Below are 20,081 nucleotides of genomic sequence, written 5' to 3' on the forward strand. Positions count from 1 at the left end.
TGTCATAATAGATAATCTATTATAACATGATTTGTTCTTCAATAGCTTCTTTACGATGATAGGGAGCAATTTTCCAAGCTTTCCGAATATCGGCTCTTTTCATTCCATGGCTCCATCGATTCAATGCGAGTACGGAAGCTGATTCAATACTTTGGCGAATAAGGCGTAACCTTTCAACTTCTCAATCATCGGCGTATATTGAGCCACCTTGCGTTCCTCCAACTAAATCACTATATTCCTTTGTTAAACTATGAAACTCTTATTTTTCTTTTCAAAGGTTGGTAAAAATAAAGCATAAAGACTCCTGCTGCTGAGTCTTTATCACAAATCTCAACGGGTTTACGTTGTCATAATAGATAATCTATTATAACATGATTTGTTCTTCAATAGCTTCTTTACGATGATAGGGAGCAATTTTCCAAGCTTTCCGAATATCGGCTCTTTCATTCCATGGCTCCATCGATTCAATGCGAGTACGGAAGCGATTCAATACTTTGGCGAATAAGGCGTAACCTTTCAACTTCTCAAGATTATTCCATAGCTTAGCTACCGTTCCTTGCAGGTAAAACTTATCTCCATGATAATAAGCGGCTTGAATGTCCAACTTCTGTAAAGGCTGCTCCGGAAGCAGCCAATAGTTATCGGCGATCAGCGAAGCCAGCGCGAACACACCGTGCGTAATATCCGGCGAATGCATCCAGCTTGGCAAGGTGCGGTATTCAAACCCGCCATGCAACTTCTGCCGCCGAAAATCGCCGAGGAAACCATACCGTGGGCGACGCTCGCGGGTGGTAACGCCCTCAATCAAGATCAAGGGCAGCGCGAGGTAGTTATCGAGCGCACGCAAGAGATGTACATTAGGCCAGCAGCGGCTGAAATGAATATGCCCGCCGAGGGGAAAGCCTCCCACAGGCATGCCGCCCGAAAGCCACGCAAGGCTTTCATCCGGGATAGCACGGGCAGCGAGCTTCATCGTTGAATACAGATTCCTCGTCAACTCCTGAGGATCTGTGCTTGGCTGCGGGCGCAGCTCCGCAAGCGGCAGAATCAGGCGCTGCCCGCTAAGCACGATAGCATCGCAGCCCACCGTACCCTCTCGCTGCAGGAAACGATCAGCCGAGACGACCTTGCCCTGCGCACTAAGCAGCAGGAACTCAGGGTCGCTGCCGAGCATTGCCCGTTCCTTGCGCCGCAGTTCCTTCGCTATGCCGAGCTCATAACGGTCCATCGCCTGCGCGAACGCCGCAGCCAGTTTTCCGCTAAGTTGCGGAACGGGATCGACGTCCAATACCAAGGTATGCCCGCTCCGCAATATGCCGATAGTGACTAGCCCATAGTCCAGGCCTAGCGCATATACGGCTTTCAACGCTTCCCGCGTTGCCCTGCGGACGTGAAAACCGGTCCGATCCGGCTCTACTTCCGTATACGCAGAGGTTGTATTCCGTTTTCTTTGGTTGTACATCGCCTTGTCTGCTAACAAGAGTGTTTCTTTTTTCTCAAAAACTAGCAGTGTCTGTAGATGGAATATAGCCACTTTATACGTATGGGTAAATATCCATTGATCCTTATGAGCAGCATGGGAAGCAGCGCTCTTCACGCCGTGAAGGTGAAGCAGTTCTTCGCGCTGCAAACGGTCCTGAGCCCGGCGAATAGCGAGTAAGGGTTGTATAGCCGGCTTGTGAACACACGCATCATGCGCTGTCCCCCAGTGAAGGATGATATGGCCTTGCCAATCGTCCGGAAGTTTGGATCCACTTGGGATACGCGTCAGACCCGCCAAGGTTAGCGCTTCTTTTTCTTCTCCATGCAAAAAAAAAAGTTTCCATCCTCTTAACACCTCCGCATTGGACAAGCTATTCATCAGACTACATCCTTACCGCATAGCCCATTTGTTGGCTAAAAACAAAAAAGAGGGCAAATGCCCTCTGCCGAACCTGCAACTCCAGCATATACTAGCGTATAAAGTTCGTTAGTCCAATTCATCTTCGAGCAGTTCGGCTTCCAGATCCTCGTAATCTCCATCGCCGCTGTCATCGAAATCCACGTGCTTGTCGTCGAAGTCATTGCAGCCGTTGGTGCAAACGACTACACAGACCTTCGTTTCGGCAATCAACTCGACTTGAAACTCTCGTTCTACCCGAATAATAACGCTGTCGCCGCCTGAGGAGATACTGGCTTCCACACAGTTAGGTTCTTGCGTTGCGACAGCAGATACTTCGGAAGTGGTCGGCTTATGTTTTTTGTCCAGATAGCTGAGCGGAACGATTTCTACATAGGATACAGTTTCTTTAGCTACGTCTGTTTTGGTGTTGCGATCGTAAGAATACCAAATGTTGATATCATAAGTACCAACTACCTCTACGCCATCTCCGGATTGAATCGCCTCGAATTGATTATTAATAATCCAAGCGCCCAATATACTGGTCGGAGAAAAGGGCGGAGTCACGGTATGACTTACATGCGAAAATTTGCGACCTTTACCGCAGACAGCTTTTGTAATGATCTCTCTGCACTGCAAATCTTTATCTAAGGACATCCTTTCAACCTCCTCCATACAATCATTCATTACATGTGTATGCAGGACAGCAGTCTAGAGTGACAACTATTTTATATTTTACTTTCAAAATCTACTTCTTTTTTTTTAGGAAGAGTCAACCTCCCTCCGGACGCTGCTTTTTTTGCTTTTTGGCAATGGATAAGTACTGAATCAGCTCTCTGTTTAGCTGTAAAATGGAAGCTCTTACCTCAAACTCTTCTCTGCTTTCTGGCAAGGACATCTTTTTATAACGCTCGTCCAGCTCCTTCAACTCTTTCTCCGCTTTGCCCATATAGTAGTCTTCTTTGACAGTTTGACTAATATCTTCAAAGATCGCAGCAATCCACTCGCCTTGAGGCAACGTTTGGTATACCTGTGCGACGAGGTCAATCATTCGATGGATGGATTCCAACTGCTCGCCTCTCATATAAAAATAAACCCGCCAATAGGGGTCTCCTCCAAAAATAAGCGTATTATCCATCGACCTTTTTGCAAGCTCGGCACCTTTATCAATCTCATTGCCAACTTCCAAGAGTTCCTTGCCATCCCAAACCATCGTGCTATCCCGCAGATGCTTGGCAATATTCACGAAAATTTGGGAGAACAGCTCTTCTATCTTCATTTTATGCGCTACGATCTCTTTATCTGTCCTGGGCATGTAAGAAATATTAATCAGTGTTGCTGTCCCTAATCCAACGATCAGCAGCAAGATTTCATTCAACACAGACATGGAACCTGCGGATTCATAGCTGAACAGATGAAACATGACAACCGCGCCTGTAACCGTTCCTTCACTGATACGCAAACGATGTAAAAGCGGGAAGGCAATCAGGATGAAAATAGCGACAACCCATACATGATAACCAAAAATCATAAAAAGCGCAGAACCCATTAAAAGCGCAAGCACCGATGCAGCCATTCGATGTAATGCGTTTTGAATACCTTTTTTCTTCGTTACTTCAATGCCAAGAATCGCCAAAAGTCCCGCGGCTGCAGGCGATTTGATACCTAATACATGAGCCAGATACATCGCAATGGCTACCGCAAGGGCGGTTTTGAGCACACGAAAGCCCATAGCGTTTTCACCCCTTTACGGTTTTAACTATGGGCTCATTATTTCATTTTCGACACGATGTGGCAAGTTGTTAGCGATGTTTCGTCAAGCTTTTTTCGAATTTGGACACAACTTGATACATGAAGGTCGCGACAATCGCAATGACGAACAAGGTAGAAATAACTAAAGTAAAATTAAACACCTGGAACCCATAAATAATTAAATATCCGAGGCCGCTCTTTGAAACCAGAAATTCACCAACGATGACACCGACCCACGCTAAGCCAACATTGACTTTCAGCGTCGATACGATCGCAGGGAACGAAGCGGGAAGTATCGCTTTCTGGAACACTTTACGTTTGTTGCCGCCGAACAAGGTCACAACCTTGACATAGTTCTGATCCACTTCCTTAAAGCTGCCATATACGACTAATGTCGTAATAATAACGGTTATCGAAAGGGTTGTCGCAATAATGGAAAGAAGCCCGGGGCCGAATCCTACGATAAAGAGCGGTCCAAGAGCCACCTTCGGCATACTATTCAGCACAACAATATAAGGATCGAGCACACGGGAGAAGAAAGGGGACCACCAGATGACAATGGCTAGCAGGGTACCGAATAATGTACCCAAAGCAAAGCCGATCATCGTTTCCAGAACGGTTACACCAACATGCGGTAGAAGTGACCCATCAAGCAGTTTGACCCAGAGCAGCTTAAAAACTTTCGTCGGATAGCTGAATAGCAGCACATCAATCCACTTCAAACGAGCGGCTGCTTCCCATACCGTGAAAAACACGATGAGCAGACACAGTTGAACGATTCTTACATAACGGGTTTCTTTTTTCTTTCGCCGAACAAACTGTTGATGGACAACCGCTCCAAGCTGATCGTCATGGGTAAGCCCTTGAGTTGATGAACGATCGATTTCACGCATGGGGCATACCTCCGAATTGATCCCAAATTAAACGGAAAAGCGCATGAAAATCAGGTAATTCACGAGCCTCTAGCGGTGTAGAGGCGCGAATATCTTCAGGTATTTCAAACGATTCACGTATTCGGCCGGGATTGGGCGCCAGCACGATAATCCTGTCACTCATGGCAATGGCTTCGGAGATATCGTGCGTCACAAGAATCGCGGTCTTTTGTTTGGCTTTAAGTGTCTGAACGACCAAATCCTCCAACTGCAATTTCGTCTGGTAGTCCAAAGCGGAGAACGGCTCATCGAGCAGCATAATTTCAGGGTCTGTTGCTAATGTGCGCACAAGCGCCACCCGTTGGCGCATCCCCCCCGAAAGTTGTGGGGGGTAATAGTCTTTGTAAGCAAGAAGACCCATCTCATCCAATAAACGCAGCACACTTCGTTTATTATCCTCCGATAACGTTCCAGCAAGTTCCAAACCAATCGATGCGTTGTCAACAATCGTCCGCCAAGGGAACAAATAATCCTGCTGCAGCATATAGCCGACACGCCGTGTCGGTCCATCGACGGTTTTACCGGCTACGGTTACCGTTCCTACGGTTGGTGCGATTAATCCGGCAATGATCGACAAAAGTGTCGTCTTCCCACAACCGCTAGGACCGATCAGGCTAACGAACTCGCCGCGCTGGATCGAGAAATCAATATTCTGAATAGCAAGTGTTGCCCGTTCCTCGGTCACATACACCTGCGTCACATCATTCACAGTCACAGCCGCTTTCATGTTCGTTCCCCCTTTGTTTATTGTATAGCAGCAATGAAAGCCGCTTTATGGCTTCACATTGCTTTTGGCTTTCTCCGCATAGCTGTTATTGACAAGCTTCTTCCAAGCCACTTTTTCTTTCAATTCACCGGCAGAAGTCATCACATCCAGCAAATTGTTCCATTCTTGCTCATCAATAATGGCATCAGAAGCGAACGATCCTTGGTCTTTATAGCGTTTGACTACATTTTTCACAATCTCAACATCTATATCTTTAAAGAAGGGCAGAACGGCCGTCGTTATTTCATCCGTACTTTTCGCTGCAACCCAATTTTGAGCGCGTTGAACCGCATTCGTAAATTTTTGAACAGTCGCCGGATTTTTATTGATGAAGCTTTGTTTCGTCATAAACACGGTATACGGCAAATGCCCGCTCTCGACACCGAAGGATGCAAGCACAAAGCCCTTGCCTTCTTTTTCGATAATTGAAGCTTGTGGTTCAAAGAGCTGCACATATTCTCCTGTGCCTGAAGAATACGCTGATACAATGTTGGCGAAATCGATGTTTTGAATGAGCTGCAGATCCTTCTGCGGATTAATATTATGTTTCTTCAGTGTGAATTCCCCTGCCATTTGGGGCATTCCGCCCTTTCTTTGTCCGAGAAAAATTGAACCTTTCAACGAATTCCAATCAAATGTGTCCACCTTCTTTCTAGCCACCAAGAAAGTGCCATCCGTTTGGGTCAACTGCGCAAAATTGATAACCGGATCATCCGAGCCTTGCTGGGACACATAGATGGAGGTTTCTGAGCCGACTAAGGCAATATCAATCGCATTAGACAGCAGCGCTGTCATCGTTTTGTCTCCGCCTGGTGTGGTTGTCAGCTCAACATCCAACCCTTCTTCCTTAAAGAAACCTTGCGATAATGCCACATATTGAGGCGCATAAAATAAAGAACGTGTTACTTCACCGATCCGAACCTTGGTTGTTTCCACTGTTTTACTCCCACACGCCGAAACGATGAGACTGAGCAGCAGGACGGCGATTAATACGAGTCCCCATTTTTTTTGGATTTTCATAGACGTCCCTCCCATTAAGTAGTACTGTATCGTATGCAGGAGCCCAGAATTCGGTTAACAAAAAGAAAAAACGCCAGGAAAAGTTCCTGACGCTCACAACTGGATAAAGCATTATGTGTCTGAAATAGCTAGGTGTTCATTCTAAATCGCATAAACCTCTTTGTACTTGTCTTCCAAATAAGCAATCAAATAATCAGGGTTTAAGTCTTCACCCGTGACTTGCTTAATAATTTCATTCGGTGTCAACATTTTACCGTATTGATACACTTTTTCTGTTAGCCATTCCTTAATCGGCGCTAGGTTGCCCTCCTCAATCAACTGATCGAAATTTGGCAGCTCTTTACGCATCGTATTCGTGAATTGCGCAGCGTACATGTTGCCCAGTGAATAGGATGGGAAATAACCAAATGCCCCGCCAGACCAATGGACGTCCTGCAGCACTCCTTCGCCATCATGAGAAGGAACAACACCTAAATATTCTTGGTACTTGGCATTCCATGCTTCAGGTAGATCAGCGACTTGAATCGTGTCGTTAATGAGACCTTTCTCCAATTCATAACGGATCATAATATGTAGGTTATAAGTAAGCTCGTCTGCCTCAATGCGAATTAAGGACGGCTCGATATGATTAATCGCCTTGTAGAAAGTGTCCACATCTACCTGATCAATTTGCCCACTGAATAGGGTTTGCAATTCACCGTAGTAGCGGTTCCAGAACCCTTTGCTTCGCCCAATCATATTTTCCCAGAAACGAGATTGGGATTCATGGATCCCCATAGAAGTGCCCGTGCACAGATTAGTGCCAACTAAATCATTGGAAATATTTTGCTCATACAGCGCATGGCCGCCTTCATGGATCGTACCAAATAACGCAGATGTAATATCATTTAGCAAATAACGCGTTGTGATGCGAACATCTCCCGGATTCAAAGCTGTCGCAAAAGGATGAACGGTTTCGTCCAGTCGACCAGCATCGAAATCATATTGCATTTGTTTCAAGATGGACAGCGAAAACTGCTTTTGCTTGCTAATTTCAAACTCCTGCTCCAAAAAAGAACGCTCTGGTTGATGAGCCGAAGCTTGAATGCGTTGAAGCAAAGGCACAGCCTTTTCGCGCAATTCACCAAATACTTGATCTAATTTCTCAACCGTCATTCCCGGCTCATACATATCAAGCAGCGTATTATATTTGTTTCCTTCATATCCCCAAAGCTCAATAAACTCTTTGGTTGTAGCAACGATTTTCTCCAGATAATGCTGGAAGGACGCCCAATCGGATTTATGCTTCGCTTCTTCCCAAGCTGATTCGGCCTGTGAGGTTAATACAACATAGGCTTGATATTTATCAGCCGGTATCTTTTTACTGCGGTCGTAATCTTTTTTTGCCTCTAACACCATCTTTTTGGAGATAGTATCCAACTGATCCAGTTGAGCAGGTTCAATGAAATAAGCGAGGTATGCACCCATCTCTTCGGATGTGGACATTCGGAATACTTCTGTGGAAAGTTCTCCGACAACCTCAGAACGCGTTTCAATGCCTTTTTTGGGAGCGCCGGTGCGCATATCCCAATAAATTAATGCAATGGCCTCCTCGTACTGCTTCATTTTACGAATATACGCTTTGAAGGACGCCAATTTTGTTTGATCCACTTGCACACTCATACACTAATCTCCTTCCAAAGTTTCTTAATTTATCATACTTCGTCCCCTTCTCAGAATCAAATTTATGCGGATCTATGGTAAAATAATGTTTAGTCCTTGCAAATCAGGCGAATAAACAGCAATTACCCGAAGGAGATAAGCGTTATGAACATTACATTTACAGCGACAGCTATTGATAAAATAACGGCTTTGGCAGGAACAACACCCATCCATTTAAAGCTTTTTTTTGATACCGAAGACTGTGGCTGTTCCGTGAACGGGGTGCCTACGCTGTGGTTAGTAACCCAAGATGAGCCTGGTGACCGTACAGCTGAGACCGAAATATTCAAAGTTTTTTACAGAGGCAAAGATGAAATTCTTTTTGAAAACAACTTAAAAATCGACTTCCACGAAGCAAATAAATCATTTATACTGAAGAGTAACAATCAGATCTATCATACGAGTATGAGCTTGGTTGATAAAAGATAACACGAGCATATAGACAAGCAAAACTTCAACATACTTGGAGGAGGAAATATGTCCTTAATTACTGACATCATGCACTATAACAAACAATTCGTTGAAACCAAACAGTACCATGAGTTTCTGACTACGAAGTTTCCTGACAAACGGATGGTTGTTCTCACATGTATGGATACGCGGCTCGTCGAACTACTTCCCAAGGCAATGAACTTGCACAATGGAGATGCCAAAATAATTAAAAATGCCGGTGCCATTGTCTCTCACCCCTTCGGCAGTATTATGCGCAGTATCATCGTGGCTGTCTACCAATTGGATGCAGATGAAGTTTTCGTGATCGGACATTATGATTGCGGCATGACGGGTCTCAATTCAGAAACCATTATCTCTAATGCCAAAAAACGCGGTATTTCGGATGATGTCATAGCGACATTGGGTCACTCAGGCATTGACTTGTCACGTTGGCTGGCAGGATTCAATCATGCTCGGGAAGGCATTGAGAAAAGCGTAAACATTATTCGCAATCATCCCTTGCTGCCCAAAAACCTGCCTGTGCATGGTCTCATCATTGACCCCGAAACAGGTCGTCTCGACTTGATCGAAGATGGATATGCCTCCCTTTAATTAAATGGAGAATCCACTTCCCCCATAACGCAAGAAAAAAAGCCTAAGAAATTTCTTTAGGCTTTTTTATTTATCTATAGGTGTCGAATAAACATATCGTTGGTTATTTCTTGGATTCCAGTAATTCGATTAATTGCTTTTCAACACTTACCCCCATGCTCTTTAAATCCGTGCTTAGGCTTCCGCCATTGGAACGATCCGTCCATCCCGTTTCACCGGGGTGATCCGCTTTTCTTTTTTGGATAAACGCTTCAATTAATTTTTCTCTCTCTTCAGGCGTTAGCTCGTCTCCTACTTGGTTGTTCATGCGCTCCGCCATATGCTTTCTTACTTGTTTTGCCTGATCGTCCAAGTATTTTTTCTGCTCGGGGCTGAGGCCTTCCATCACTTGCTTTTGCTCGGTTTCAAGCATACTGCCATTATTTATACTTTTGCGAACATTAGGCAGCATGTCTCGTGCTTGCTTGGCGGTTATCGCTAAAGAAGGCTGCCGATCCATCCGAAGCAAACCTTGAAATAACATAACGAGCTGCATTTCCCTCATGTTTTGAACCACTTCGGATGAGATATCCGACTGCGGCACTTGGGTGGATTCAGGCGAAGACGACACCTCTGACGCATTTGACGAGTATGTAAATTGATCTAGCTTACATCCAGTGAGCAAGAGAAATAGCAGCGTTAGGCTTAACGCGATCCTCCACACGTCTCTCCTCATCCCCTACACCTCCAAAGCAAAAAAATCCTGTGCATTAGCTACAGGATAATTCATAAACGTGAATGAAGTTTGCTTATTTTGTAAAATAAATGTAAACGTTACCTTAGGGCAGACGAGGAAATGTAAGACGAAATTCCGTTCCTTCCCCAAGTTCGCTTTGAACTTGAATCGTCCCGCCCATCCCGTTAACCAAATGCTTGACGATCGTGAGCCCGAGCCCTGTTCCTGTAGCCACATCAGACCGCGCAGTTCGCGCTTCATCCGCCTTATAGAAACGATCCCATATCCGTTCCAATTCTTCCGGGGTCATCCCACTACCCGTATCTCGAATAAAGAGATGCACATCTTCCTCAGCCCCTTCCAGCTTGATCGTAATCGTTCCGCCTTCCGAGGTGAATTTAAGCGCGTTATAGATTAAATTTTGAACGATTTGGCAAAGCGATCGGGATCCATGTCGACTCGAAGCGGAGCCATGTAAGAACCAGGCAGATCAACATCAAGTTTAATCTGTTTGGTTGCAATAGGCGCTTTTAATAACTCTAACACACTTTCAAGCTTCTCAGCTATGAGGACAGGTCTTAAACGAAACACATCGACACCATTCTGAATACTCGCCAAATCCAAGAGATCACTAACAAGGCGCTGCAAACGTTGTACTTCCTGTTCGCAAATCGATAAATAATGGCCATACTTATCTTCCGGAATAACCTTATCCTTCATCGCCACGATAAAACCGCGAAGCGTGGTTAGAGGTGAGCGTATTCATGCGAGACATTCGTAAGAAATTCTTGCCTTGTGCCTTCCCATCCTTCCAACTGCTCTACCATATAGTTAAAGCTGGCAGCCAGCTGGCCGACCTCATCATTTGACGTTACGGGAACACGGGCTGAGAAATCACCGTGAGCCAGTTCCAGCGCAGCTCGATTCATGTGCTGCAAAGGACCGGCAAATTTGCGAGAGATCACAAATAATATAAAGCCAACCGCAAGCAGAGAGAACAATAATGGCACCATGATATTGACTCGAACGGCGGAAATCGCTTCACTTATGTCGCCCGCAGGAAAATGAAGCATGATGACCATAGGCTGTCCGTTAAGAACATAGGGCGCATGGTAAGAAAATACATTGATCAAACGTTGATCAGGGGTTGTCAAAGTAACCATCGCATACCCGGTATGACCATGGAGGCCATCAATGAAAACAGGGTCCATTTGTTTAGGAATACTTTTGTCTTCGCTCTCTGAAGAGCCGTTAATAATATTCCCCTTATCATCAACGACCCACACTTGTCCATTAATGCTTCTTGCTAAAATGCGCATCGTATACTTCAACTCACGTGTCGAGATCGTACCGTCCTGGTATGAATTCAGTAACCGAGTCACTTCTACATAACGTTTATCCAGCAGCTCTTTCTTGTCTTTGTAAAACAGATCCGTAAAGTAATAATTCCAAAAAAAGAATAAGCCAGCGAAAAAAAGCACGCAGGTCGCCAAGAAGGATAAAAATATTTTTAAATAGAGGCTGCGGAATTTCCCGACAAGCCACCTTTTAAGCATGTTGGACCACCTCAAAAGAGTAACCTATCCCCCATAGGGTTTGAATATTCCACATGTCATGTTGACCTAGTTTTTTACGTAAATTTTTCACATGAGCATCCACCGTGCGAGTTCCGCCTGTAAAGTCAAAATTCCACACATAGCCTAATAAGTCTTCTCTTGTAAAAACTCGTCCTGGATGACTTGTCAGAAAGAAGAGTAATTCAATCTCTTTGGGGGTTAATTCTACCCGTTTCCCTCCTACAACGACACGATATTGTTCCAAATCAACCAAAATATTGCCGATTTCCAACCATTTGCGCGCGGAATTAACCGACTGTGTTTGATCAGATTGAGGTTGAGCTACGCGCCGCAGCACCGCTTTAATTCGTGCAATAAGCTCATTAGGATCGAAAGGTTTAACCAAATAGTCATCGACACCCAAATTAAAGCCACGAAGTTTATCAATTGATTCGCCCTTGGCCGTTACAAATATGATCGGTGTTTGATGAAAAGGCGAATCCATGGTGCGAATTTGTTCACATAACAAATATCCCGATATATCGGGCAACATAATATCCAGCAAAACCAAATTAGGCCTTTCCGTCATGATCGTTGAGAGAACTTTCTCTCCCCGCGGCAGCAAAATGGCTTCGAAATTCGAATGCTCCAGATACAGTCTCACGACTTCAGCAATATTAGGTTCATCATCTACAACTAGAATTTTGCCTTCGGAATTCATCTGGCCCCACCTTTATCTTTACGTAACTGCTGCTGTCTCGCTCTCTCGAGAATGACTTCATCTCGATCCCTTAGCGTATGTTTCTGTATGAGCAGCTCATCTTCCATTCTGCTTGCTGCCTGCCAAGTAAGCCCTCGCTTACTACATTCGTTCAAGCACCACGATTCTAATTCAGGATCACTAATCGGTAGATTGATATCTTCGTAAAAATGATTGTCCATTTCAATTCTTTTCCATTCCCATGTAACGATTTCTTCAAGTTTCATCGGGTCAAGCCCCAAGGAGAGAACATGCTCGTATTGGGCATTTTTCACTGCGCTTTGCAGCATTTTCACTGCGCCCAGACGATTCCCCCTTCGGATATGGTACATTCCGACAGCAATTTGAATGAGTGCGACATACGTCCTGCTGCGTTCATCCTCCGGATGTTCCTTCCAGAATTCCTCCATCACTTCATGGCATTCAAAATAATCCCGCTCCGCATGGAAAAACAACAAATAATCAATATAAGCCTCCGGATACTGCTTCATCAACCGTTCCCCTCACATATGGTAATCACCGAAATACAACTTCTTTCATTTATGTTACTCGAAATGGGCGCAATCGTCCATCCATCGCATTTTCATACCTATGTTCTCGCAACCAAACTACCCATTCATGCGTCAAATAAAGTAGCTTACTAGAAAGAGGCGTGATGAATGAAAATTGGAAAGTGGATGCTCACTGGTACCTTGCTCTTCTCGATTGCCGCACCGAATGCCATGTTTGCATCAGGCACTGCACAAGCAGCCGCTGATAAAACAACGAAATACCGAGTTTACCAGTACAATCAAGTACTGATGGAATTTGCTGCCTATAAGCAAGCAGAATCCTTCGCCAAAGGGTTCACCAATAGTCACGTTGAAGAAATTGGAAGTCGCAAATGGTTATGGAGTAATTTCCCCCGGTACCAAGTATTCCAAATGGATGCCTCCTTACCTGAATGGCAGTTTGCTACATTAGATCAGGCCATTGCAGAAGCGAAGAAGTGGACATATGCGAGCGTTAGAGATTTGGCATCGACGGGTTGGGTTTGGAACAATTATCCCCGATACCAAGTGTACCAAAGCGAAATCACACTGGATTCGTGGAAATTCGCGACGCTGAACGAAGCTATGACGGAAGCCAAAAAATGGGGCAATGCGCATATCATTGATTTAACAAACAACCGTTGGATATGGGACAACATTTCAGTAGAAAACAAAAAACTTTTTCAAGCCGCAGAGCCGATCTACAAAGTATATCAAGGAACCTTCTCAGCCGACAATTGGACCTTTGCATCTCTTGAAGATGTGATTCATGAATCGCTGAATTGGGGTCATTCAACCGTTGTAAATACGAAAACCAAAATGACCGTTTACAGCAATAATAAACCTTATAAGGTATTCCAAAATGATAGCTTTCTAGAAGAATTTATTTCATTAGATGATGCTGTAGATTACGCTCGACTTTGGGGACATAGTGCTATTTTTATGGATGGACATAAAATATGGAATAACTTCGCCTCTTATCAAGTATATCAAAACTCAGCTTTAATTGGAGAGTTTAAGTCCATCCCCGATGCCTTAAGCTATAGCGTACAATTCAGCAATGCATCTATCCAAACACTTGATCATCGCATGTTATGGGACAATTTCAAAAAGCTTCAGGTTTGGGGTTGGAATGGGTTGTCGAATGGAGATACCATTAAAGGGCATGTCAATCAAACGATCGGACTTGATGTCGATTCGCCCAGTTATTTCGAGCTTGCCGATGCTGCAGGCAACTTGAAAGATAATTCGAATGCGGATACGGTCAAATGGCTGCAATCGAGTGGCTATACCGTATATCCGTTGGTCAGCAATCAATTTAGTTCCAGCTTGACTACGCAGTTCCTAGCCAATAGCGCAGCGCAAGACAAATTTATTCAAGCTTTAGTCAATCGTTCCGTTCAGCTGGGTGTTCCCGGACTGAATATTGATTTCGAAAGCCTCGCAGGCTCCGATCGCAATGCATTCACAGCTTTTATAGCCAAACTGACAACCTATGCACATGCCAAAAGTTTGGTCGTCTCCATCGATCTTCCTCGCGGCAGCGTCAAATGGAATCATTTATCTGCTTTTGAGCACGAGAAACTGGGCGATTTGGTTGATTACGTCGTAATCATGGCCTACGATCAATTTTATCGCGGCAGTACTTCAGCAGGTTCCGTTGCGGGTCTCCCATGGGCCGATGGCGGCATCCAAGAATTTCTGTCATATGGCATTCCAAGAGATAAAATCATTCTGGGCATCCCTTACTATGTCAGGGAATGGAAACTGGATACAGCCGGTACGTTGGTCAGCAATCGGACCGTGCTCCTGAAGGATATCCCAGCCTTGCTGGCATCCAAAACAACGACCCAAACATGGGACTCCACCTATGATCAATACCGTATCGAATATCAAGAAAACGGCTTCAACTTCGTGTTCTGGCTGGAAGATGAGGCAACCGTTAAGGCACGTATGGATCTAGCTAAAAAGTATGACATTGCCGGCGTAGCCGCATGGCGCCTTGGTTATGATCAACCTGACTTATGGAAATTGATTTTACAAAACAAATAAGGTTTATAATAAGCCCCACTCGTTGAACAACGTTTCCGTTCCGCAATCGGCGCAATATTTGGCATTAGGTTCATTGACTTTGGAACAACCCGCATGGAGGACTGTCTTTTTTTTGGTACATTTATTTTTAAGCGGGGCTCCACATTGTATGCAGTACTTATCCTTTTTGTCTGCAACATGATAGCATCGGACGCAAGTCTGCAGTTCATCATCTGCCATGGTTAACACCCCCTTCAAGTATGCTCTCTTCTACATATTATGTAGGAATACTTGATTGGGGTGTTTTTTACGATCGACAAAATAAGTTAGGGACAAAATATAAATGGTGCGGATGTATAAAAATAGGCCTCTTTCGCCCACCCTATGAAGTAGGGGAGGTGAAAGAGACATGGCAAAAGACGTTCTGTGTGAAGTGAATTCTTGTAAATACTGGGCTACTGGCAATAAATGCAACGCATCCTCCATTTATGTCGTGAGTCACCACGGCAGCAATCAGGCGCGTAATTCCGAAGAAACCGATTGTAAGACGTTTGATCCTAAGATTTGATGGACTTGAGAAGAGGCCTTGAGGCCTCTTTTTTGTGTCTATCTCTATTTTAACCAATAATGATAATTATTATCACCATATGAAAGCCAGATCTTTTTTAAGTCAAAGGCCTTTATACATGTTATCAGTCAAAACGACAGGAAGTTTCTCCAAGCCGCGTAGCACAAGATTAGAACGCCAAATTAGTTCTTCGACTGGAACTTTTAATTGAAGGTTGGGAAACCGTTTCAACAAGGCAGTGAAAGCCATTTGCCCTTCAAGCCGGGCTAGCGGAGACCCCAGACAAAAATGAATGCCCATGCCGAAAGCCAAGTGCCGGTTTTCCTGACGATCAATTTGCATGATTTCAGGGTTCGGAAATTGCTCCGGATCACGGTTGGCGGATGCCAGTACGAGCATCACCATTTCCCCGCGTGGAATGATCGTACCATTGAGCTCTACGGCCTCACTAGTGAAACGGGGTGTGGCCATTTCAACCGGGGAGCTGAAACGCAGCATTTCTTCAACCGCGCCGGGAATAAGCGATAGATCACCTTTCAGCTTCTCCATTTGTTCAGGATGTTGAAAAAGCGTCAGCATACCATTCCCTAAAAGATTAACTGTGGTTTCGTGACCGGCTATCAGCAGCAATACCGCCATGGCCAATAGCTCTGATTCATTAAGCCGATCTCCTTGCTCTTCAACCTGCACAAGCGCCGAAATCAGATCGTCTTGAGGTTCATTGCGCCTGATAGCAAACAATTTCCGGAAATATTCAGCCAAAGCTACGGATATGGCAAGCTGAGAGTCATCCAGATCTAGAACACCGGACCCTGCCACCAGATCGTCGGACCAAGCGCGAAATTGATTTTTATCTTCGGGTGGAATACCAAGCAATTCCGCAATGACAGTAATAGGCAGCGGATAAGCAAAGGAATGGATTAGATCCACCTCTTCCTCTCCTTCCATCGTATCGAGCAGTTCATCGATGATCTGCTCAATGCGGTCGTGCAGCTGATCGATATAGCGTGGCGTAAATGCTTTATGGACGAGTGTCCTTAGCCGCGTGTGATCCGGCACATCCAAATCTAACATGTTCTGCGAAAATTGTTCCAGGACCTCTGGCTTTCTAGGTATTTGCTCAAATTCCTCCTTCGTTAAAGCATTCCGTATATCCTTGACGAAACGGTTATCTTTCATGACGGACATGACATCTGCATAACGAGTAATCAGCCACATCCCCTGCCCATCTGGCAGCTCCGTTCGATAAACAGGCGCATGGTCACGCAAGTGTGCATAGACAGGGTACGGATTGGTTTTAAATTCCTGACTAAAAACGTCAAATGGAAGAACTGATTTGGTTTCTTTATTCATAACATACACCGCTTTCCAAGTTTTTTATGATAATAATGAATAAAAATTCATTTTTAGAGCGCGAATCGTTCACACTAAACAAATCAATCGATTTTCATCATAAAACGTTTATACAAGTAGCGAAAAAACAAAGTATGAACCACATCTCCTATACATGCGATCAACGTAAGTGTCATGAAATCTGCTGTTTCCCCCATAAGAAATGTCTTCGAAATCCAGTAAGTGGGCAGGATTCCTCCCAGATACTGCCATAGTGCAGGAATGAAATAAGCGATAGCTGGGGCAAAAATCAGTAGGCTGGCGCCTTTTGACAGAGCAAGCCCTTCTACTTTATTGGAAGCATAGGCGGCTAGAAACAACGCGAAAATCGGAGCCTCCAGGGCCAACATGGAAAGAAGCAGAATGATCTTATACGGATTGACTATGGTAAGGCCGGAGCACAATAACAACAATATGCTGTAAATAATCGTAAGCACTACCGTCAATGACAGCCGGTACCACATATAACCTCGTTTGGTAAGCGGCGTAACCGCGTAATAATTGATTAAGTTCTCATCTCGTTCATCCAGCATCATAAACCCTGACATAGCTCCAAGTATGAGGGGAACAAGCAGCAAAGCGAAACTTATGATTAAATCGTAATACCCTGACAGATCGAAATGAAATCTTTGCTGAAGCTCCTCGTCTACGATGGGAACGCCAAACCTGACGCCTGCCAGAAGAAGGAGCGGTGCAAGCAAATAAAAGAAAAGCATCGGATCGCGGGCAATTTGCTTGATATCGCCTCGAATGAGATGGTAAATTTTCTGGATCATCGACCTCTCGCGCCTCCGATTTTCAATATGATAAATGTTCGAAAGGAATGCCGTGTCCATATATAAGCGAGACCGCACCAAGCTAGCAGCAGACACAAAGAGTAGATGATTTCCTCTACCTTTATTGGTTGAAAAGCGGATCCCAGCAGCAATAACGATGCTTTGGCGGGTAAAATTGTAAACAACGGTGATCTCCACAAACCGACCGTTTCAAAAACAGGCAGCACAAACACGATCGTATATACCGAAGATGCAAAGAAAAAACCGTTTATCGTCTTGCATCTTACCGCAACTCCAAGACCGATCAAAGTAAAAAACATCGACGTTAACGCTACACTAGCCAAAAAAAGCAGCGGATTCGTATTAAAACCGAACGTACTCACATGTACCGCATAGCTTGTTAGCAGCGATAAGAAAGTCAGTGAAAGTGTTTTGGAAAATATATATTCACTGGGCTTATATGGGGTAACAAACAAGCTGTCATGAATATCTTGACCTTTCTCCAGCAACACGAGTCCACCAATAAAAAAGAAGCCCAGCATGCTTGGATCGGAAAAAGTCAGCACAACGTCTACACTTTCCCTGTATGCTTCAGGTAGCAGGTGAAGTAATAGGGCATAGGCGGCGCTAATGAGTGCATAGGCGTAGTAGAATCCATGCCTGAATTGAAGCTTGATGTCAAAGGCGAATGCCGCAGCAAATCTCATCCCAAGCTCCTCCCTGTAACTTCGATGAAAATATCCTCAAGCGACGCTTCTTGGGTATGCATAGTCTCGATCTTTTTTTCTGCCAAAAGCTTATGAAACAGCTCATTTGACCCGATACCATCCAACTCAAAAGTGACACATTCAAGCTGCTGCTCCTCCCTGTATTCGACACTCACCCGCCTCTTGCCTCGACGTACTTTCAATTCTCTGGGAGCGTCAATTAAGCTAATGCCTCCATCCACGATAAAAGCGACCCGATCACATATTTCCTCGGCGGCTTTCATGTTGTGCGTCGTCATCAAGATTGTTTTTCCCGCGGCTTTCATGTCGAGAATCATATCCTTGATTGTTTTGGCGTTAACCGGATCAAGTCCAGAGGTCGGCTCGTCGAGAAAAAGGATATCCGGCTTGTTCAGCAGCGCCCTGCACAGGTTTAATCTCATTTTCATCCCCTTGGAAAAATCGGACACCTTCGTATCTGCATATTTTTCCAATTCAACCATGGACAACAATCGCTTCGGTTCCTCTGTCGGACCCGAGTAGAGAGAACGGAATAAAGACAAATTTTCGAGAGCCGTAAATCGATTGTAAAAATTCGGAAACTCAAAAGCGACACCGATCTTCTCGTAGTACTCCGACTTCACATTCCGTAGTTGCTTGCCCATCACATTCACTTGACCTTCATACTGCTTTAACACGCCAATCAATATTTTTTGCGTCGTACTTTTGCCTGCTCCAGATGGGCCTAGAAATCCAAAAATCTCTCCTTTGGCTATCGAGAAATCCAGTCCCTTAAGCGCAGGTTCCTTACTGCCGGGATATGTGAACCGCAGCCCTTTGACTTCAATCATGCTTACTCTCCTCTCCATTTGCTCAATAATGAATTATGATTCACGATATAAACGATACTCCTATACAATCCTGGATGTCAATACATAAAATTAGCGATTCAGACGCTTGACATTCTCATTCATTTCTTCTATATTCAAAAGTGAATGGGGGTTCACGCTATGCAGGTATTAAAAGAAGAGCTCAGGCAGTCCATTCTTCGGAAAGCCAAAGAGAGCTTTTTCGAACAGGGATTTGATAAAACTTCAATGAAAGATATAGCCGTCAAACTAGACGTATCTGTTGGCAACCTTTATCGCTATTTTCCAAATAAAGAGGCACTGTTTGATGCGGTTGTCCTCCCTGCTTATGAAAGTCTCACACGAATGATTCAACATCATGAGCACAACGTCGATGAAAAGCCTTCCGGTATTTTTTTATTGGAAGCGATTAGCGATATATTATCGGAACTGCTGCAAGAGCATCGAGAAGGCTTATTAATCATCTTGGATGGCAGCATTGGAACCCGACATGAACGGGCCAAAGATCATCTGTTTGACCTACTGACCGAACATCTGCTCTCACACTTTGCAGACTTTAACCAACATAACGATACATCTGAAACGCTTGATCTAGCAGTAGCCCGGCCTATTGCTGTTGCTTTCTTTGAAGGATTTTTTGAAATTATTCGTCAGCAGTCCGATCCCAAGTTGATCCACAAAATGACTAAGCAATTCGTAACCGTAATGTTTATGGGTATACAGCAATTGATAGAGCCACATGGTCGTGTTTAAAAACGGCCTTTGGGCGTTTTTTTGTAAAAAGAGCGTTTCATGGTGTTAAATAATGTGAGATTCTAGGAGGAAGTTGATAGCTTTTCTGAACTTGTACATTTAGAAATTCTTAACGCGTAAGGAAGCAGATTTGGATAAGATGGAAACAGTGGAAGATGCTTCAGAGGGCAGCCGAGGAGTGAACGATACAGTTAAGTTCATCGTGTGAGATGGAAATAAGCTTTAGAGATTCTTAGGAAATATTCTGCGGTGTGTTACGTAGGAGCGGAGGTTTTCTATGCTTTAAAAATGAATGCGAGTTCACTTTTAAGAGAGGCGTTTCACTAACCT

Annotated in this window: 23 protein-coding genes; 5 read left to right on the top strand and 18 right to left on the bottom strand. The window is 44.4% G+C overall.

Annotated elements, in window-relative coordinates:
• Positions 1–364: 364 nt before the first annotated feature.
• The 7 genes from FU659_RS04955 to FU659_RS04985 all read right to left on the bottom strand — a co-directional run bounded on the left by FU659_RS04955 (position 365) and on the right by FU659_RS04985 (position 8,011).
• Positions 365–1,861, bottom strand: a complete 1,497-nt coding sequence (locus FU659_RS04955; protein ID WP_147946535.1) for a putative amidoligase domain-containing protein — start codon at positions 1,859–1,861, stop codon at positions 365–367.
• A 108-nt stretch (positions 1,862–1,969) separates the two neighbouring features.
• The gene (locus tag FU659_RS04960; protein WP_147946536.1) at positions 1,970–2,536 is read right to left on the bottom strand and encodes an outer spore coat protein CotE; all 567 of its coding nucleotides are present in this window, start codon (positions 2,534–2,536) and stop codon (positions 1,970–1,972) included.
• 115 nt (positions 2,537–2,651) lie between these two features.
• Complete coding sequence (locus tag FU659_RS04965; protein ID WP_147946537.1) at positions 2,652–3,611, bottom strand: aromatic acid exporter family protein; 960 nt, start codon at positions 3,609–3,611, stop codon at positions 2,652–2,654.
• Positions 3,612–3,681: 70 nt separating this feature from the next.
• Entirely contained in the window at positions 3,682–4,524 is an 843-nt protein-coding gene (locus FU659_RS04970; RefSeq protein WP_147946538.1) for an ABC transporter permease, read from the bottom strand.
• Positions 4,517–5,290: an ABC transporter ATP-binding protein gene (locus FU659_RS04975; protein ID WP_147946539.1), complete on the bottom strand. Its 774-nt coding sequence runs from the start codon at positions 5,288–5,290 to the stop codon at positions 4,517–4,519. The genes FU659_RS04970 and FU659_RS04975 overlap by 8 nt, the downstream gene beginning before the upstream one ends.
• Before the next feature lie 45 nt (positions 5,291–5,335).
• Positions 5,336–6,349 (bottom strand): ABC transporter substrate-binding protein, encoded by a 1,014-nt coding sequence (locus FU659_RS04980; protein WP_147946540.1) that lies wholly within the window; start codon positions 6,347–6,349, stop codon positions 5,336–5,338.
• A gap of 141 nt (positions 6,350–6,490) precedes the next feature.
• The gene (locus FU659_RS04985) at positions 6,491–8,011 is read right to left on the bottom strand and encodes a carboxypeptidase M32 (protein WP_147946541.1); all 1,521 of its coding nucleotides are present in this window, start codon (positions 8,009–8,011) and stop codon (positions 6,491–6,493) included.
• 144 nt (positions 8,012–8,155) lie between these two features.
• Between FU659_RS04985 and FU659_RS04990 the strand changes: the two genes are divergently transcribed.
• Together FU659_RS04990 and FU659_RS04995 are read left to right on the top strand one after the other, a co-directional pair.
• Positions 8,156–8,479, top strand: coding sequence for an iron-sulfur cluster biosynthesis family protein (locus FU659_RS04990; protein WP_147946542.1), 324 nt, complete (start codon positions 8,156–8,158; stop codon positions 8,477–8,479).
• A gap of 48 nt (positions 8,480–8,527) precedes the next feature.
• On the top strand, positions 8,528–9,094 hold the full coding sequence (locus FU659_RS04995) for a beta-class carbonic anhydrase (RefSeq protein ID WP_147946543.1): 567 nt from the start codon (positions 8,528–8,530) through the stop codon (positions 9,092–9,094).
• 103 nt (positions 9,095–9,197) lie between these two features.
• Here the strand turns inward: FU659_RS04995 and FU659_RS05000 are convergent, their stop codons facing one another.
• From FU659_RS05000 to FU659_RS05015, 6 genes are all read right to left on the bottom strand, one after another.
• A complete protein-coding gene (locus FU659_RS05000; protein ID WP_147946544.1) occupies positions 9,198–9,809 on the bottom strand; it encodes a hypothetical protein in 612 nt (203 codons plus the stop codon).
• Between the two features lie 103 nt (positions 9,810–9,912).
• Positions 9,913–10,239 (bottom strand): sensor histidine kinase, encoded by a 327-nt coding sequence (locus FU659_RS36835; protein ID WP_315971275.1) that lies wholly within the window; start codon positions 10,237–10,239, stop codon positions 9,913–9,915.
• Complete coding sequence (locus tag FU659_RS36840) at positions 10,224–10,529, bottom strand: sensor histidine kinase (RefSeq protein WP_261807621.1); 306 nt, start codon at positions 10,527–10,529, stop codon at positions 10,224–10,226. The genes FU659_RS36835 and FU659_RS36840 overlap by 16 nt, the downstream gene beginning before the upstream one ends.
• 26 nt (positions 10,530–10,555) lie before the next feature.
• Positions 10,556–11,365: a HAMP domain-containing protein gene (locus FU659_RS36845; protein ID WP_261807622.1), complete on the bottom strand. Its 810-nt coding sequence runs from the start codon at positions 11,363–11,365 to the stop codon at positions 10,556–10,558.
• Positions 11,358–12,086, bottom strand: coding sequence for a response regulator transcription factor (locus FU659_RS05010; RefSeq protein ID WP_147946545.1), 729 nt, complete (start codon positions 12,084–12,086; stop codon positions 11,358–11,360). The genes FU659_RS36845 and FU659_RS05010 overlap by 8 nt, the downstream gene beginning before the upstream one ends.
• Entirely contained in the window at positions 12,083–12,616 is a 534-nt protein-coding gene (locus FU659_RS05015; RefSeq protein ID WP_147946546.1) for a DUF309 domain-containing protein, read from the bottom strand. Before FU659_RS05015 ends, FU659_RS05010 begins: the two co-directional genes overlap by 4 nt.
• Positions 12,617–12,784: 168 nt before the next feature.
• On the opposite strand from FU659_RS05015, the gene FU659_RS05020 reads away from it, so the two are divergent.
• A complete protein-coding gene (locus tag FU659_RS05020) occupies positions 12,785–14,707 on the top strand; it encodes a glycosyl hydrolase family 18 protein (protein ID WP_147946547.1) in 1,923 nt (640 codons plus the stop codon).
• 3 nt (positions 14,708–14,710) lie between these two features.
• Here FU659_RS05020 and FU659_RS05025 read toward each other — a convergent pair whose 3' ends face one another.
• Entirely contained in the window at positions 14,711–14,926 is a 216-nt protein-coding gene (locus FU659_RS05025; protein WP_147946548.1) for a double zinc ribbon domain-containing protein, read from the bottom strand.
• Positions 14,927–15,095: 169 nt separating this feature from the next.
• Here FU659_RS05025 and FU659_RS05030 point away from each other — a divergent pair, with 169 nt between their 5' ends.
• On the top strand, positions 15,096–15,254 hold the full coding sequence (locus tag FU659_RS05030) for a DUF1540 domain-containing protein (protein WP_147946549.1): 159 nt from the start codon (positions 15,096–15,098) through the stop codon (positions 15,252–15,254).
• A 102-nt stretch (positions 15,255–15,356) separates the two neighbouring features.
• Here the strand turns inward: FU659_RS05030 and FU659_RS05035 are convergent, their stop codons facing one another.
• The 4 genes from FU659_RS05035 to FU659_RS05050 form a co-directional block, all read right to left on the bottom strand.
• Complete coding sequence (locus FU659_RS05035; protein WP_147946550.1) at positions 15,357–16,607, bottom strand: cytochrome P450 family protein; 1,251 nt, start codon at positions 16,605–16,607, stop codon at positions 15,357–15,359.
• Between the two features lie 83 nt (positions 16,608–16,690).
• Positions 16,691–17,422: a hypothetical protein gene (locus tag FU659_RS05040; RefSeq protein WP_147946551.1), complete on the bottom strand. Its 732-nt coding sequence runs from the start codon at positions 17,420–17,422 to the stop codon at positions 16,691–16,693.
• Positions 17,419–18,129, bottom strand: coding sequence for a fluoroquinolone export ABC transporter permease subunit (locus tag FU659_RS05045; RefSeq protein WP_147946552.1), 711 nt, complete (start codon positions 18,127–18,129; stop codon positions 17,419–17,421). The genes FU659_RS05040 and FU659_RS05045 overlap by 4 nt, the downstream gene beginning before the upstream one ends.
• Positions 18,126–18,980, bottom strand: a complete 855-nt coding sequence (locus tag FU659_RS05050; protein ID WP_147946553.1) for an ABC transporter ATP-binding protein — start codon at positions 18,978–18,980, stop codon at positions 18,126–18,128. The genes FU659_RS05045 and FU659_RS05050 overlap by 4 nt, the downstream gene beginning before the upstream one ends.
• Before the next feature lie 159 nt (positions 18,981–19,139).
• On the opposite strand from FU659_RS05050, the gene FU659_RS05055 reads away from it, so the two are divergent.
• Positions 19,140–19,751 (top strand): TetR/AcrR family transcriptional regulator, encoded by a 612-nt coding sequence (locus FU659_RS05055; protein WP_187273908.1) that lies wholly within the window; start codon positions 19,140–19,142, stop codon positions 19,749–19,751.
• The last annotated feature ends 330 nt before the right edge of the window (positions 19,752–20,081 follow it).

This window comes from Paenibacillus sp. N3.4 (genome assembly GCF_008017805.1).
Classification (GTDB): domain Bacteria; phylum Bacillota; class Bacilli; order Paenibacillales; family NBRC-103111; genus Paenibacillus_E.